We start from the raw sequence: 16,307 nt of genomic DNA, 5'->3' as shown, positions 1-16,307 counted from the left end.
TTGGAGGGATACGATGAAATTCCAATTTGGTTTCGATGGAGTGAAAAATACGGTTCTAGAACCACTGAAAATTCAACATACAGATGCCGATACTCCTTATCTTCTCTCAAAGCATTTGCACACCATCTTTAGCAAACTACCAACCTATCAACCTATCGTTGTCATATGTGTAGGGACCGATCGTTCTACTGGTGATTCGTTAGGGCCACTTGTTGGCTCTCATTTGAATCGAACAACCAACCTCCGCAACCTCCATCTTTTCGGTACGTTAGATGAGCCTGTCCATGCCATGAATTTAGCAGAAACCGTGGATAAAATCCATAACCAGTTCCAAAACCCCTTCATCGTTGCCATCGATGCCTGCCTTGGTCAAGTATCCAGTGTCGGTTGCATTCAGGTTGCTGATGGACCTCTTAAACCGGGTGCCGGTGTTAATAAAGATTTACCTCCAGTTGGTAACATCCATGTCACTGGAATTGTAAACGTCGGTGGATTTATGGAGTATTTCGTCCTGCAGAACACGCGGCTTAGCTTAGTAATGAATATGGCCAATATTATTGGTGACGCTCTTCATTCAGCTTTGCGTCGCACGCAATCTTATGCACCTAATGCTACGACTGCTTTAAAGTTTGATTAATCGCTTCTTTTTCTTCAGGGCTTAGCGTATAGGTTGATTGTGCATTCTGAACTGGCTTAGCATACAAATACATCTGTTCACGGCTATGTATACCTGTTAGAATGACCCCATCTTGATAATCATCTAATATAGCTAGTGTAAAGCTTAAATCACTTCCACCTTCATTAAAGGCATTATAGCGATGTATTGTGACCTTTGACTTCGTCTTCATCATTCCTTGACGAATCGTTTCAACCTTGGCTGAAGTCGCTATTGATTCGGCCTTTTGCTCGTTCAATCCTTTTTGCATATCAATAATAAGTTGTTCCACATTCTCTGCATGTGAGCCGTTCATCATTTGTTTATATTGTTTACGCAAAGAACTTAATTTAATGGATACAACTAACAGGAAAATAAATAGCACAACGATTAATGCGAAACAAGTTAATACAATGACCTCACCATCAAGGCCAAACATTTCCCCCATGATTTATCCCTCTTTCTACTTCGCATACTGCGTTTGAATCTCTTTTACAGCATCAATCAAGGCTTCCACTTCATTATCCGTTGTAAAATAACCAATACTCGCTCTTACCGCACCTTTAGCCAAAGTTCCAGCAGTTTCATGGGCAAGTGGCGTACAATGATAGCCTGAACGAACAGCAATTTGAAAAGATTGATCCAGGATAAAGGCCACTTCCGATGAATCCGCATCGTTGATATTAAAGGAAACAATTCCTGTTTTATTTTGTCCAAGCGTCGGCCCAAGAACCGTGACTCCTTCAATTCCCAGTAACCCTTCCATCAGGAGCTGAGTTTGACGCCACTCTTTTTCATGAATCTTTTCTACGGTTTCAGCCAAAACAAATCTCACGCCTTCATTCAGTCCTGCTATTCCAACTGTGTTTTGTGTCCCGGCTTCATAGCGGTCTGGTCGCACGGTGGGTTGGTGTATGGCCTCCGATTGACTCCCCGTGCCTCCATGTAATAGCGGCTCTAAATCAATGTCCGGATGAATGTATAAACCACCTGTTCCCTGAGGCCCCAGGAGCCCCTTGTGGCCCGGGAATGCCAACATATCAATATTCATACCCACTACATCAATAGGCAGTATGCCGGCGCTTTGAGCCGCGTCTACGAGCAACCTAACGCCTTGAGAACGACAGATATCTCCTATTTCACCAACTGGCATAATTGTTCCCAACAGATTTGAACTATGATTGACAACAACTAACGTTGTATTGGGCTGAAATACCTTTTTCAACTCATCTAATCGAATATTACCTTGTTCATCACTAGGGATATACGTAAGTTCAACCTGAGCAGAAGCTTTCAAATATTCAAGCGGTCTACGTACGGAGTTATGCTCAATATTGGTGCATATCACGTGGTCCCCGGGTTTTACGAAGCCTTTAATCGCTTGATTCAGCGCATGGGTTGTATTTAATGCAAACGATATATCATTCGGATTTCTAATCCCGAATAAACGCGCTGTATTTTTTCGTGTCTCAAATAATACCCTACTGGCTTTCACTGCCATCTGATGACTGCCTCTGCCTGGATTGGCTGCGAACTCCTGCATACATTGCATCATGGCATCCATTACGGCAGGCGGCTTTGGCCACGAAGATGCCGCTTGATCAAAATACATAACACCCTTCATTAAGTCACCCTCTCTCATGGATAAAAGGCTCACCCCGTCCTTAAAGACGAGGTCGCTTGATAAGGTTGGTGCAAAGCACGCTAGTTGTAAACTTACTCATCAACTCATAAATATAGCATACCTTAGTTTGATCTTTCAGTTCGAAAGAAAACCATCGGTATGCTATCTAATTTTAAGAGATTTTTCCTTGAAGTAATTCTAGTAGACGGTTTAAATCGTCTTTGGAATAGTAGAGAAGTTCAATCCTACCTTTATCCTGCTGATGTTTGATTTTCACCGTCGTACGGTAAATATCTCTCAACTGATCTTCGGCTTGATTAATATATGGATCTCTATTTTTTTCTTTTTGCTTACTTCTTTCTTTTTCTTGCCCTGGTGTCTCTTCCAACGTTTTAACAGCTTCTTCTAGCTCACGTACACTCCATTGTTTACTAATAGTTGTTTCCGCGAGTTCTTTCTTCACCTTATCATCCTTCACACCCACAATAGCTCTAGCATGTCCCATTGATAATGTTCCACGTGAAACATATTGTTTAATGGATTCAGGCAGTTGCAGCAATCTCAGAAAGTTAGCAATATGAGATCTACTCTTTCCAACCTTTGCAGAAAGCTCTTCTTGTGTGAGAGAAAACTGATCGATGATACCTTGATACGCAAAAGCAATTTCCATCGCATTGAGATCTTCACGTTGTACATTCTCAATCAAAGCGATTTCCATAACTTGTTGATCCGAAAAGTTTCTTTCAACAGCAGGAATTGTCGCAATCCCAGTTACTTGAGAAGCACGGAACCTCCGCTCACCCGCAATAATCTCGTAACCCTTGAGAACTTTACGAACGATAATCGGTTGAATAACACCGTGTTCTTTGATTGAATCAGCTAACTCTCTAATACTATCTTCATTAAAGTTTTTTCTAGGTTGGTATGGGTTTGCTCTCAATTGAGATAATGGTATTTGAATAACTTTATCACTATCATCGATATGTAAAGAAGTAATTAAAGCATCCAATCCCTTACCTAAACCTTTAGAAAGGCCTTTGGTCATACAGAGATCACTTCCTTCGCAAGCTCTAAATACACTTCCGCGCCTTTTGATCTGGGATCATACGTAATAATAGATTGTCCATGACTGGGCGCTTCACTTAAGCGAACATTTCTTGGAATAATCGTTTGGTATACTTTTGTCTGGAAATATTTTTTAACTTCTTCAATAACTTGTATACCAAGATTAGTTCTTGCATCGAACATCGTCAACAAAACGCCTTCAATTTGAAGCCCTGTATTAAGATGCTTTTGAACTAAGCGGACAGTATTGAGCAGCTGGCTTAATCCTTCAAGCGCATAGTATTCACACTGAATTGGAATAATGACAGAATCGGCAGCAGTTAATGAGTTAATGGTTAGAAGGCCTAGTGACGGAGGACAATCAATAAGGATGTAATCATATAAATGTTTCACTAACTGGAGGGATTTCTTTAATCGTACTTCCCTTGAAATTGTTGGTACAAGTTCTATTTCAGCTCCTGCTAACTGAATCGTTGCAGGTACTATTTTGAGATTTGGAACATTGGTCTCTACCGTTGCATCTTTGGGATGAACATCATTAATTAGTACATCATAAATACAATTAACAACATCCGCTTTGTTTATACCAATGCCACTTGTTGTATTGCCTTGTGGGTCGATGTCAACGAGAAGCACCCTTTTCCCTAAAGAGGCTAGGGAAGCACCTAAATTCACAGAAGTTGTCGTCTTGCCGACGCCACCCTTCTGATTTGTTATTGCAATTATTTTAGACAAAACCATTTCACCTCAATCGCTTATGTTCCAAATGCCATACTAAAGCAGTATTACTATCTTAACATATCTATGAGCGAGTTACCTTATCAATATTTGATAGTTTATGTTCATAAGATGCAAAAAAACGGCTTGCGCCGTTTAAGGTAGCAATAAATGCCTTATTATCGTTTAGGAATCTTAATTATAATTTCGTAATGATCATCATGATCTTGCTCAGATGTATTAATATTTAAACCAGAACTCGAAACCATCTCAACGGATTGACGAATCGTATTTAGAGCTAACCGAACATCCTTCGAAAAAGAGACGCGACGAGATTTCTTGATTTTAGTAGCTTCCTTCAAAAAATTAATCTTAATTTCTGTTTGCTTTACATTCAACTCTTTGGCGATGATTTCTTCAAGCACTTTAACTTGTAAATCCTCTTGATCAAGCGCCAACAATGCTCTGGCATGGCGTTCAGTAATTTTCCGTTCCATTAATGCCATCTTAACAGGTTCGCTTAGATGTAATAATCGAATCTTATTTGCAATTGTGGATTGGCTTTTACCAAGACGCTGAGCTAAGCTTTCCTGTGTTAAATCATGCATCTCAATTAATTGTTGGTAAGCAGCAGCCTCTTCTATTGCGGTAAGCCCTTCGCGCTGTAAATTTTCAATAAGAGCAATAGATGCTGCTTGAGAATCATTAAAATCACGTACAATCGCAGGGATTGTATCGAGACCCAACTTTTTAACAGCTCTTAGACGTCGTTCACCAGCAATTAGTTCGAACGTGTTGTTCTTAACTCTGACAACAATGGGCTGAATGATACCATGAGTTCGAATAGTTTGCATTAGCTCATCAATTCGATCATCATCAAACAGCAACCTTGGCTGATACGGACTTGGAATAATACTATTCACCGATATGTTCTTGACCTCGTCAGTCGTTGATCGATCTGATAGGCCAAATAGCTTTGAAATTTGTTCTTTCATAGGAAAACTTACCACCAACTCTTCCCGTAGTTTAAGCGACCAAAATGATCCAAAGATAGACGACCTCTTCGTCCTACACAAGGATAAACGGCATCTTCGTCCTTCAAGGACGAGTGCGTTTGTCAAGGTTGATGCGAAGCAAAAGTATAAACCTATACTTTCTTTTCAACGAACGAAAACATTTTGCCAATATTACGCCGAAGTAAAACTTGTGCAATCTCTTAAAATTACTTACCTATTAAGCTAGATTCGCTCTATTAATAATTCAACATAGAGTCCTTATTTCCTTCTATTTGACACTCGAATCCATGTAAATGTTTCACGTGGAACAAATTCACAGTTTGATTAAAGGCTCTTTCAGCGGGATACCTGCTTTTCGAGGATATTTAGCGGGAGTCGCTGCCAATTTATGAATTTCAACAAAATGCCTGATCGATTCCTCAATCGGGAGCTGCATACGATTCACCTTGATTACCTTCCCTTTCAACTCTGATAAACTGAATGAAGCCTCGCTTAGTTCCTCATCAATCTCTGAACCTTTCATTGCAATGAACGTTCCACCCTTCTTAACAAAAGGAAGGCAAAATTCATTCAAAACCTGCAGTCGCGCAACAGCTCTTGCAGTAACCAAATCAAATTGATCGCGATATTTAGGTAATCTAGCAATGTCTTCCGCTCTGCCATGAACACATTCGGTATCCGTAAGCCCGAGTTGAGAGACTAACTCTCTTAAAAACAAAATTCGCTTATTCAAAGAATCAACGATCGTAATTTTAAGATGTGGAAAAGCAATTTTCAAAGGAATACTTGGGAATCCGGCTCCAGAGCCAATATCTGCAACGGATGATACTTGTCCCACGTTATAATTAAAAGAAACAGAAAGAGAGTCATAGAAATGTTTCAAGTAAACTTGCTCTCTCTCTGTAATACCTGTTAAATTCATTTTCTCGTTCCACTCTACAAGAGTCTTGTAATATAACTCAAATTGATCAAGCTGATCTGTAGAAAGAGAAATTTGTTGTTTTTCTAATAACTGAACAAATTGTTGTTGAATAGCATCCATAAATTAACCTCTAGCCGCAATGACTCTATTATAGTGTTCCAAATAAACGAGCAGGATAGAAATGTCTGAAGGTGTAACGCCACCTATACGTGATGCTTGACCAATGGAAATCGGGCGAATTTTAGCTAGTTTTTGCTTAGCTTCCGTCGCAATACCGTGTATTTCACTATACTCAATATCATCCGGAATTTTCTTCTTTTCCATCTTACGTAAACGTTCTACTTGATTGCTTTGTTTTTCAATGTAACCAGCATATTTTACTTGAATTCCTACTTGTTCTTTCATTTCATCGTCAAGCTCAAGTGGAGAAGGAGTCATTTGTTCAATATGTTTATATTCGATCTCTGGACGACGAAGCAGTCCAATAGCTGGCACTGAATTGTTTAAGATTACGCTATTCAAACTCTCAAGTAATTGTTGAACATGCGGCTCAGGTTTAACCTTAACCGTAGACAAACGTTCAATTTCTTGCTCAACCAAAGATTTCTTATTTAAAAATGCAGCATATCGTTCATCCGAAATTAAACCAATTTCATGACCGATTGGTGTTAATCTGAAATCAGCATTGTCATGACGAAGAAGTAAACGATATTCAGCGCGTGATGTGAGTAAACGATACGGCTCATTCGTCCCCTTCGTTACAAGATCATCAATTAAAACACCGATATATCCTTCCGATCTGTCCAAAACAATAGCTTCTTTCTCTTGAACTTTACGAGCTGCATTGATCCCAGCCATAACCCCTTGACCAGCAGCTTCCTCGTAGCCCGATGTTCCATTAATTTGTCCAGCAGTGAATAATCCACTAACTAGTTTCGTTTCCAATGAAGGTTTCAACTGAGTAGGAACCACCGCATCATATTCAATGGCATAACCGGTACGCATCATTTCCACTTTCTCTAATCCAGGGATTGAGCGCAGAATACCCAATTGAACATCTTCAGGCATGCTCGTTGATAACCCTTGAACATAATATTCCGAAGTATGACGTCCCTCTGGCTCTAGAAAGATTTGGTGCTTAGGTTTGTCAGCGAATCGAACGATTTTATCCTCAATGGATGGGCAATATCTTGGACCTGTTCCTTCAATAGCCCCCGAGAACATCGGAGCGCGGTGTAAATTAGAATTAATAATGTTATGAGTTTCCTCAGACGTGTAAGTTAACCAACATGGTAGCTGCTCATGGCCACCAATTTCTTCTTTTGTTTCAAATGAGAAAAACTTAGGCTCATCATCACCAGGTTGAATTTCCGTTTTACTAAAATCAATGGTATCCTTGTGAACGCGCGGCGGAGTCCCTGTTTTGAAACGAACGAGGTCAAAACCAAGTTTACGCAAGGATTCCGATAATTTAACAGAAGGCTGTTGATTATTTGGTCCGCTCTCATACATCAGCTCGCCCATAATAACTTTTCCTCTTAAATAAGTCCCCGTCGTTAATACGATTGCTTTTGAATAGTATTCAGCGCCTGTTTTAGTGATAACACCCTTACACACGCCGCCTTCAACAATGAGCTCCTCGGCCATACCTTGACGTAACGTCAAGTTTGGAGTCGCTTCGATTGTCTCTTTCATTTTATGTTGATACGCAAATTTATCCGCTTGTGCGCGCAGTGCATGTACCGCTGGGCCCTTCCCTGTATTCAGCATTCGCATCTGAATATACGTTTTGTCGATGTTACGACCCATTTCTCCACCAAGCGCGTCAATTTCACGAACAACGTGGCCCTTCGCAGGACCACCAATAGATGGATTGCAAGGCATGAATGCTACCATGTCTAAATTAATTGTTAATAAAAGCGTATTACAACCCATGCGTGCTGAGGCCAGAGCAGATTCACAACCTGCGTGTCCGGCACCGATGACAATAACATCATAATCACCTGCATGATATCCCATAATAAACGTCCCTCCCTCTTTTATGAAAACGCAAATGCTGTCGTTTTCATTTTCCTAAGCAAAATTGTGTAAATATTTGATCGATCAATGATTCACCAACTGAATCGCCAATAATCTCTCCAAGCTGCTCCCAAGCAGCTCGAATATCTATTTGAATCATATCAATAGGTACATATTGTTCATTAGCATCAAGTGCATCTTGTAACGAACGTTTAGCTTGCTTTAGTAGCGAAATATGACGAATATTACTAACATACGTCAAATCACTTGATTCTAGTTTACCCTCAAAGAAAATTGCCGCTATCGCTTTCTCCAAATCTTCAATACCCTTATTCTCAATCAAGGATAGCTCAACGATACGTTCCTGTGGAAAATAACTCAGAACTTGTTCAACATTTAGCTTTCTGCTCAAATCCGTCTTATTCAATATGACGATCGTTTGCTTATCAGCTAATTGTTTCATTAGAGCAATCTCATCGAATTCAAGCTCTTCATTACTATTTAGCACTAACAAAATAAGATCTGCTTCAGCTAAAGCAGTCTTCGATCGCTCAACTCCGATTTGTTCAACAAGATCCGACGTTTCCCTAATGCCCGCAGTATCCAGCAGCTTCAAAGGAATACCGCCAATATTCACGAATTCCTCAATAACGTCCCTTGTTGTACCTGGAATATCCGTTACTATTGCACGATTCTCCTGCGCTAATTCATTAAGAAGCGATGATTTGCCGACATTTGGCTTACCGACAATGGCCGTTTCAATACCTTCTCGCAATATCTTCCCTTGCTCCGCGGTTACCAAAAGACGGTCAATTTCAAGCATTACCGTGTCACACTTGCTCTTTATGAAAGTGTTCGTCATTTCTTCCACGTCATGCTCAGGATAATCAATATTCACTTCCACATGAGCCATTAATTCCACTAATATATAACGTAAATGCTTGATTTGCTTCGACAGATTTCCTTCTACTTGCTTCAAAGCTACCTTGAAAGCTCTATCCGATTTGGCCCGGATTAAATCGATCACTGCCTCAGCCTGGGTCAGATCAATCCGACCATTCAAGAAAGCTCGCTTCGTGAACTCGCCAGGTTCTGCTAACCGGACACCCTGCTGCAGCAATAGATCTAGCACTTTCTTCACAGAAACAATGCCCCCGTGACAGCTGACCTCCACGACATCTTCCATTGTAAATGAACGTGGAGCTTTCATTAACGTAACTAGAACCTCCTCTACCTTTTGGGCAGAAGCAGGTTCTATTATGAATCCATAATGTACCGTATGCGTCTCAGCAACAGATAATTTCGTTTTAGAGCGAAAAATACGTTCCACGAGTGGAACAGCTTCGTCTCCGCTCACACGAATAACCGCTATCCCACCCTCACCAAGCGGTGTAGAAATAGCAGCAATCGTATCATTTAACATAGTATTTACACCTCGAATTTACCTCATCTTAAAGAAAAAGCAATGACATGATCAAAGTCATTGCGGTAGCGTTATTTGACAGCGATAACCACCCGACGGTTCGGTTCTTCGCCTTTACTGTATGTTTTTACAACAGGATGACTCTGTAATTCAGCATGAATAATCTTACGTTCCTGAGAATTCATCGGTTCAAGAATCACTTCTTTTTTGGACTTAATCACTCGATTGGCCAGCCTAACTGCAAGCTCCTCCAACGTCTTTTTACGTCTGTCCCTGAAATTTTCCGCATCTAAGATGATACGAAAATGTGAATTCGCATACCGGTTTGCAACGATATTCACCAAATACTGCAAAGCATCCAGTGTTTGTCCTCTTTTACCGATCAGAATACCTAATTCAGAGCCACTCATATTCAAGACGAAGCCTTCACGATCTTTACGCGTATCTATGGTGATGGAAATCTGCATCGCTGAGAACATATCTTGTAAGAAAGCAATAGCTTCCTCAAGTGGATCTGGTATCAATTCAAGCTCTACTTTAGCTTCTTTGGAACCAATAAATCCGAACAACCCACGAGAGGGCTGTACCAAAATATGAATGTTTACACGATCCTCGGAAACTTGCCATTGAGATAAACCGGATTTAACCGCTAGCTCAATAGTCTTTCCAGTCACCACAATTTTTTTCATTTGGACAGGCCACCCTTATTATTTTGCGATCCGGACTTTTGCGATCCAGGAGAACCATAAATAAAGTAAGACTGAATGATTGTGAAGATGTTACCGTAAATCCAATAAAGCGGAAGCGCGGCTGCGAAATTCATGGACATCACGAAAATCATAACTGGGAAAATATATAATAAGCTTTTCATTTGTTGATTCATTTGGGAAGACATAAACATTTGCTGAATAAACGTTGTTGCCGCAGCAATAATCGGAAGAATGTATAGGTGATCCGGTTGTCCAAGATTCATCCATAAGAACGTATGCTCACGAATGTGATCATTCCGCATGATCGCTTGATAAAGAGCAATCAATATTGGCATTTGAACAATGATAGGGAAACATCCTGCTAATGGATTCACACCATTTTGCTGAAACAGCTTCATTGTTTCTTCCTGCTGTTTCTTTGCATCATCTTTATACTTTTCTTTAAGCTTCTTCATCTCAGGCTGCAGATCCTGCATCCGTTTGGAACTTTTGTACTGCTTAAGTGTAAGCGGTAAAATAATCAAACGAATGATCAAGGTAACAACCAAGATGGATAATCCGTATTGACCCCATAAATGAACTGCAAACCAGTCTAATGTCTGGGAAAGCGGGTACGTTAAATATTTAGTGAAAAAATTTGCTGTAGCAGGATCAATAGGTGCTGTAGCAGCGTCTGTTGGACTACATCCGGCCAACAGCAAGATCAACGCAGAGAGTGAAGCTAGCATATAAATTCGACGAGTCAAAATGAGATCCTCCTAAATATCTTTTCCATCATAAACTATAACACATCTTCAGCTCGCAAGGAAATATTACATCATTTTTTAATAGCATCATTTCTTTTTAATAAAGAAGCTTTGCGAATCACATGCCAGATACTTTTCTCCATCTCAGCATAGTCCATTTCGACCACTGGTTTTCTAGCCAATAAGATGTAGTCATAGTGTGGCGTCATATTCTCTTTTTTCAAACGGATAATTTCCTTCATCATTCGTCTGAGCCGGTTTCGAACAACAGCATTGCCTACCTTTTTACTAACAGACACGCCAAGGCGAAATTGTTCCAATTTAGGTTGGGGTAAATAATATAGTACAAATTGATGGTTAGCCATCGACTTCCCATATCGATATACCTTATTGAAGTCTTCTCTTTTAGCTAATCTATATATTTTTTCCACGATTATGTACGCTCCAGACAGATGACTCCGTAATTAAATTAGGTTCAATACAATATTAGTTAGCTTATATAGTTTTAACAGAATTAACACCATCTAAACCAATCCCTTAAAATGCAAAAAAAAAAGCCCCTTCCGGAGCCTCAATTTTTACGCGCTAAGAATTTTTCTTCCTTTAAGACGACGAGCTTGCAGAACTTTACGACCGTTCTTCGTGCTCATTCTTTTACGGAAACCATGATTCTTCTTACGCTTTCTCGTATTAGGGTTAAACGTCGGACCCATCTATAGCACCTCCCTACCTGAGGATATCCATCCTACAAAATTTCTACTACTCATTAAATCATTTCCACAGCAGAAAGTCAACCTATCCAAGTGCACAGGTGAAGAAGAGACTATTTCAGTAAAAATAAAAAAAAGAATAACCTGTGTATAAAATTTTACCGCCCAACAGAGAAGCTTGTCGAAAATTAACATAATATCAACAATATCTTGTGTTGTGAACAAAATCTATGCACAACTTGTTGTAAATGTGGATAATATCAAACAATCCGTTGATTAACAAGTAATCTTTTGATAAGATGATAATGTTTCTGTTGTGGATAGACACCACTAACCCTCCGACTTATCAACAACCTGTGGATAACATTGTGAACAATTTTCCCTCTACAAGAATAAGTCATTTCAACCGATCCTTAATAATGTGGATAAAATCGACAAAAATCGTCCTTTCTTGACCGCATCAGACATAAAGGTTCTTTTGTTGTTAACCGAGCAAGCTATATACAGATTTCGATTAAGTCAATCGTGTAATGTGAATTGCTTATTTTTCGAGATTTAACAATAAAGCTTTATAAACCGAACATATCTTTACTGGCCTTATGCCACATGTTTGATTTCAAAGGAGTGAATTACTGTGGAAGGCCATTCTACGGACTTATGGCAGCAAATTTTAACGATTATTCAAACTAAGCTCAGTAAACCAAGCTTCGACACCTGGCTTAAATCAACCAAAGCGACAGTGTTCAATGATTCAACTGTCGTTATTTGTGCGCCCAACAATTTTGCACAGGAATGGCTCGAAAGCCGGTATACCAAGCTAATTGAAGGAACAATCTATGACTTTACGGGTAAACAGGTTTCTGTGAAATTCATCATTGAAACGGAAGATCAGAAATCTCAGTCTACAGCAGTTCAGCCAGCTGTTTTCCCACCTAAAGGTCCTGCTATCGTTACAGGTGAAGAAAATTTCACCAATATGATGAATGCTAGGTATACCTTTGATACGTTCGTTATCGGATCCGGCAATCGATTTGCCCATGCTGCATCCTTAGCAGTTGCCGAGGCACCAGCTAAAGCATATAATCCCCTCTTTCTATATGGAGGAGTTGGTTTAGGTAAGACCCATTTAATGCATGCCATTGGCCACTATGTGTTAGAACATAACCCTGGGGCTCGTGTTTTATATATTTCATCAGAAAAGTTCACGAATGAATTTATTAATGCGGTCCGTGATAACCGCGGCGAAGGATTTCGTAATAAATATAGAACGATCGATGTATTGTTGATTGATGATATTCAATTCCTCGCTGGTAAAGAAGGTACGCAAGAGGAGTTTTTCCATACATTTAATGCACTTCATGAAGAAGGTAAACAAATTATTATTTCTAGTGACCGGCCACCTAAAGAAATTCCAACCCTGGAAGACCGGTTACGCTCGAGGTTTGAGTGGGGATTAATTACAGACATTCAGCCCCCTGATTTAGAAACACGCATAGCCATTCTTCGCAAGAAAGCGAAAGCAGAGAATCTGGAGATTCCGAATGAAGCGATGATCTATATCGCGAACCAAATCGATACGAATATTCGTGAGCTTGAAGGTGCTTTGATTCGAGTTGTTGCGTACTCATCCCTAATTAATCAGGATATTAGCGTGCATCTAACAGCCGAAGCATTGAAAGATATTATTCCATCGAATCGACCGCGGGTCATTACGATACAGGATATTCAGCAGCGGGTTGGAGAATTCTATGGTTTAAAGTTAGAGGATTTCAAAGCCCGTAAACGAACAAAAGCCGTCGCATTCCCTAGACAGGTTGCGATGTACCTGGCACGTGAGCTGACAGACTTCTCTTTGCCGAAAATCGGAGATAATTTTGGTGGGCGTGATCATACAACGGTTATCCATGCCCATGATAAAATATTACAACAATTAAAAGTAGATCAGGATCTTTACAAGATCGTTCATAATCTGACAGAACGCATCAAGAACCCCTCTTAATAACATTTAATTTTGGGCAAGTCTATGCACAATCTATTCACATGTGGATAGGCTTGATTTATATAAGGTTCATCCACATATCCACATATCCAGAGCCCCTACTGCTATTACTAATAAAGAATGTTATTATATAATGATTATGCTAACGCAATGAAAAAAAGAACCACAGGAGTGAAATCATGAAATTAACCATCCTAAAAGACCATCTAATTGAATCCATTGGTCACGTTTCCAAAGCCATATCTTCTCGTACAACCATACCTATCCTTACAGGGATCAAAATAGATGCAACCTTAAGCGGTGTAACCCTTACAGCAAGCGATACGGATATTTCCATTCAAAGCTTTACCCCTAGTGAGAATGACACGACTAAAATTATTGAACTATTTCAAGCCGGCAGTGTCGTTCTTCCAGCCAAATTCTTCGTCGAAATTATTCGTAAACTACCTGCACAATTAATCGAAATCGAAGTAAGAAATAACTTTCAAACGATTATTCGTTCGGGTTCTTCTGAAATTCAAATCATGGGGCTCGACCCAGATGAATATCCGCTGCTTCCAGAAATTGAAGAAAGTAAAATGCTTCGTTTGCCCAGCGATTTGCTGAAAACAATGATTAAGCAAACTTCTTATGCCGTATCAACCAATGAGTCTACGCCTATTCTTACGGGTGTCCTCTGGAACATCTCAGGTGATAAGTTAAAATTTATTGCTTGTGATCGTCATCGTCTCGCTAGTAGAGAAGTAACGGTCGATAATGATAATGCGCATCAACTGCCTAACATTGTTATCGCAGGCAGAACTCTGAATGAATTAAGCAAAATTTTGCCTGATCAAAATTCCCTTATAGATATAGTTATTTCCGACAATCAGGTTTTATTCAAAATTCATTCGATTTTATTCTATTCTCGTATTTTAGACGGAACTTACCCTGATACATCTAAGCTTATTCCGCAATCTTTTCAAACTGAAATGGTCGTACCAACCAAAGAATTGGCTGAAGCCATCGACCGTGCTTACTTACTTTCCAGAGAAGATAAGACGAATATTGTTAAAATGATGATGCTTGAAGACCAGACGATTGAGATTTCTTCAAGTTCTTCCGAGCTGGGAAAAGTAACGGAGCAAATTAACCTGCAGCATATTGCTGGTGAGTTACTCAAAATCTCATTTAACTCCAAATATATGCTCGATGCGCTTAAAGTCCTTGATTCCGAGTTTATTCACATCGGATTTACTGGAGCTATGCAGCCAATCATCATGAAGCCTCAAGATTCCACAAATATTCTGCAGCTTATTTTGCCGTATCGAACAACGAATTAAGGAGTGCGCTATATGAAACAGATCCCCATAAATACGGACTATATTACACTTGGACAGTTTCTGAAATTATCGGACTGTATATCCACAGGTGGACAAGCCAAATTTTTTGTTGTGGATACAAAAATTGAAGTGAACGGACAAGCAGAAAATCGTAGAGGCCGGAAACTCGTGCCGCAAGATGTGGTAACCGTGGAGGGTTTCGGACAATTCGAAGTCGTTAGCTCCTGATCGGATTAACCCAGGAGGATGGCCACCCATGTTTTTGAACAGACTCGTACTCAGTCATTACAGAAATTACGACCAGATTGAGCTAACAACGGATAGCAATGTGAATATATTCGTTGGACCTAACGCCCAGGGCAAAACTAATTTGTTGGAATCAATCTATGTAATGGCCATGACGAAATCACATCGCACCCATCAGGATAAAGAATTAATTGGCTGGAACGGTGAGCAGACGCAGCTGCATGCGGAAATTCAGAAACGATATGGCAGCTGTAAGCTGGATCTCTCCATTTCAACCAAAGGTAAAAAAGCAAAAATCAATGGCCTCGAACAAAAGAAGCTCAGTAACTTTATCGGTGCTTTGAATGTGGTCATGTTTGCCCCGGAAGACTTGGAGATCGTCAAAGGAACTCCGGGTATTAGAAGGCGTTTCCTCGATATGGAGATTGGCCAAGTACAGCCCTCCTATCTGCATGATTTATCGCAATATCAGAAAATATTGGTGCAGCGGAACAATTATTTAAAACAATCTTTCCCAGGAAAAACCGCGCCAGACGCGATGTTAGACATTTGGAATGAACAATTAGCACAGTATGGTGTTAAAATTATGAAAAAACGTCAAAGCTTTATTAAGAAGCTACAACAATGGGCGGAAACGATCCATAGAGGGATTACGAACGATAGTGAGGATCTTCTTATTCGCTATTCCCCCTCTTTTGACATGACACCGTTTGAAGATGAATCTGTTTTATTAGACCAATTTATGATAAAGTTATCATTGGTTAGAGATCAGGAATTCCGAAGAGGTGTTACGCTAGTGGGCCCTCATCGTGACGATCTTCTTTTTTACATCAACGACAAAGAAGTCCAAACGTATGGATCACAGGGTCAGCAGCGAACAACAGCGTTATCACTTAAGCTTGCAGAAATAGAGCTTATTCATGAGGAAGTTGGCGAGTATCCCCTATTATTGCTGGATGATGTTCTATCCGAGCTTGATGAGTATAGACAGACACAACTGATCCGTACATTTCAGCAGAAAGTCCAAACTTTTATTACAACAACCGGTCTGGAAAGTGTCCATTTGGATCAACTGGATCATGCTTCCGTGTTTCATGTTTTGAAAGGAAATGTAAGCGGCAGGAGCTGAGGAG

17 protein-coding genes are annotated in these 16,307 nt (G+C 40.0%); 5 read left to right on the top strand and 12 right to left on the bottom strand.

Annotated elements, in window-relative coordinates; genetic code table 11:
• Positions 1-13: 13 nt before the first annotated feature.
• Complete coding sequence (yyaC, locus tag QFZ80_RS33925) at positions 14-637, top strand: spore protease YyaC (RefSeq protein ID WP_307550985.1); 624 nt, start codon at positions 14-16, stop codon at positions 635-637.
• Here yyaC and QFZ80_RS33920 read toward each other — a convergent pair.
• The 12 genes from QFZ80_RS33920 to rpmH form a co-directional block, all read right to left on the bottom strand.
• Entirely contained in the window at positions 612-1,103 is a 492-nt protein-coding gene (locus tag QFZ80_RS33920; protein WP_307550987.1) for a DUF4446 family protein, read from the bottom strand. The two genes, yyaC and QFZ80_RS33920, sit on opposite strands and share 26 nt — an antisense overlap.
• A 15-nt stretch (positions 1,104-1,118) precedes the next feature.
• Entirely contained in the window at positions 1,119-2,279 is a 1,161-nt protein-coding gene (locus tag QFZ80_RS33915; RefSeq protein WP_307563103.1) for an aminotransferase class V-fold PLP-dependent enzyme, read from the bottom strand.
• Between the two features lie 172 nt (positions 2,280-2,451).
• The gene (locus tag QFZ80_RS33910; protein WP_307550990.1) at positions 2,452-3,324 is read right to left on the bottom strand and encodes a ParB/RepB/Spo0J family partition protein; all 873 of its coding nucleotides are present in this window, start codon (positions 3,322-3,324) and stop codon (positions 2,452-2,454) included.
• Entirely contained in the window at positions 3,321-4,079 is a 759-nt protein-coding gene (locus tag QFZ80_RS33905) for a ParA family protein (protein WP_307550992.1), read from the bottom strand. Before QFZ80_RS33905 ends, QFZ80_RS33910 begins: the two co-directional genes overlap by 4 nt.
• 161 nt (positions 4,080-4,240) lie before the next feature.
• Positions 4,241-5,056: a nucleoid occlusion protein gene (noc, locus tag QFZ80_RS33900; protein ID WP_307563101.1), complete on the bottom strand. Its 816-nt coding sequence runs from the start codon at positions 5,054-5,056 to the stop codon at positions 4,241-4,243.
• A 334-nt stretch (positions 5,057-5,390) separates the two neighbouring features.
• A complete protein-coding gene (rsmG, locus tag QFZ80_RS33895; protein ID WP_307563099.1) occupies positions 5,391-6,119 on the bottom strand; it encodes a 16S rRNA (guanine(527)-N(7))-methyltransferase RsmG in 729 nt (242 codons plus the stop codon).
• 3 nt (positions 6,120-6,122) lie between these two features.
• Positions 6,123-8,018, bottom strand: a complete 1,896-nt coding sequence (mnmG, locus tag QFZ80_RS33890; RefSeq protein ID WP_307563095.1) for a tRNA uridine-5-carboxymethylaminomethyl(34) synthesis enzyme MnmG — start codon at positions 8,016-8,018, stop codon at positions 6,123-6,125.
• 46 nt (positions 8,019-8,064) lie between these two features.
• Positions 8,065-9,441 carry a tRNA uridine-5-carboxymethylaminomethyl(34) synthesis GTPase MnmE gene (gene mnmE, locus QFZ80_RS33885; protein WP_307563093.1) on the bottom strand — a complete coding sequence of 459 codons (1,377 nt, stop codon included), beginning with the start codon at positions 9,439-9,441 and terminating at the stop codon, positions 8,065-8,067.
• A gap of 71 nt (positions 9,442-9,512) precedes the next feature.
• Positions 9,513-10,130: an RNA-binding cell elongation regulator Jag/EloR gene (jag, locus tag QFZ80_RS33880; RefSeq protein WP_307563091.1), complete on the bottom strand. Its 618-nt coding sequence runs from the start codon at positions 10,128-10,130 to the stop codon at positions 9,513-9,515.
• Positions 10,127-10,897, bottom strand: coding sequence for a membrane protein insertase YidC (yidC, locus tag QFZ80_RS33875; protein WP_307551004.1), 771 nt, complete (start codon positions 10,895-10,897; stop codon positions 10,127-10,129). Before yidC ends, jag begins: the two co-directional genes overlap by 4 nt.
• Before the next feature lie 71 nt (positions 10,898-10,968).
• Positions 10,969-11,328, bottom strand: coding sequence for a ribonuclease P protein component (gene rnpA, locus QFZ80_RS33870; RefSeq protein ID WP_307563090.1), 360 nt, complete (start codon positions 11,326-11,328; stop codon positions 10,969-10,971).
• Positions 11,329-11,475: 147 nt separating this feature from the next.
• The gene (gene rpmH / locus QFZ80_RS33865) at positions 11,476-11,610 is read right to left on the bottom strand and encodes a 50S ribosomal protein L34 (protein WP_029196162.1); all 135 of its coding nucleotides are present in this window, start codon (positions 11,608-11,610) and stop codon (positions 11,476-11,478) included.
• Between the two features lie 631 nt (positions 11,611-12,241).
• Between rpmH and dnaA the strand changes: the two genes are divergently transcribed.
• From dnaA to recF, 4 genes are all read left to right on the top strand, one after another.
• Positions 12,242-13,606 (top strand): chromosomal replication initiator protein DnaA, encoded by a 1,365-nt coding sequence (dnaA, locus tag QFZ80_RS33860; RefSeq protein ID WP_307551007.1) that lies wholly within the window; start codon positions 12,242-12,244, stop codon positions 13,604-13,606.
• Positions 13,607-13,785: 179 nt separating this feature from the next.
• Positions 13,786-14,928, top strand: a complete 1,143-nt coding sequence (dnaN, locus tag QFZ80_RS33855; RefSeq protein ID WP_307551009.1) for a DNA polymerase III subunit beta — start codon at positions 13,786-13,788, stop codon at positions 14,926-14,928.
• A gap of 12 nt (positions 14,929-14,940) precedes the next feature.
• Positions 14,941-15,156, top strand: a complete 216-nt coding sequence (gene yaaA / locus QFZ80_RS33850) for a S4 domain-containing protein YaaA (protein ID WP_047684005.1) — start codon at positions 14,941-14,943, stop codon at positions 15,154-15,156.
• Between the two features lie 28 nt (positions 15,157-15,184).
• Entirely contained in the window at positions 15,185-16,303 is a 1,119-nt protein-coding gene (recF, locus tag QFZ80_RS33845; RefSeq protein ID WP_307551010.1) for a DNA replication/repair protein RecF, read from the top strand.
• The last annotated feature ends 4 nt before the right edge of the window (positions 16,304-16,307 follow it).

Source organism: Paenibacillus sp. V4I7 (assembly GCF_030817275.1).
GTDB lineage: Bacteria > Bacillota > Bacilli > Paenibacillales > NBRC-103111 > Paenibacillus_E.
This window is presented reverse-complemented; position numbering and strand designations above follow the sequence as displayed.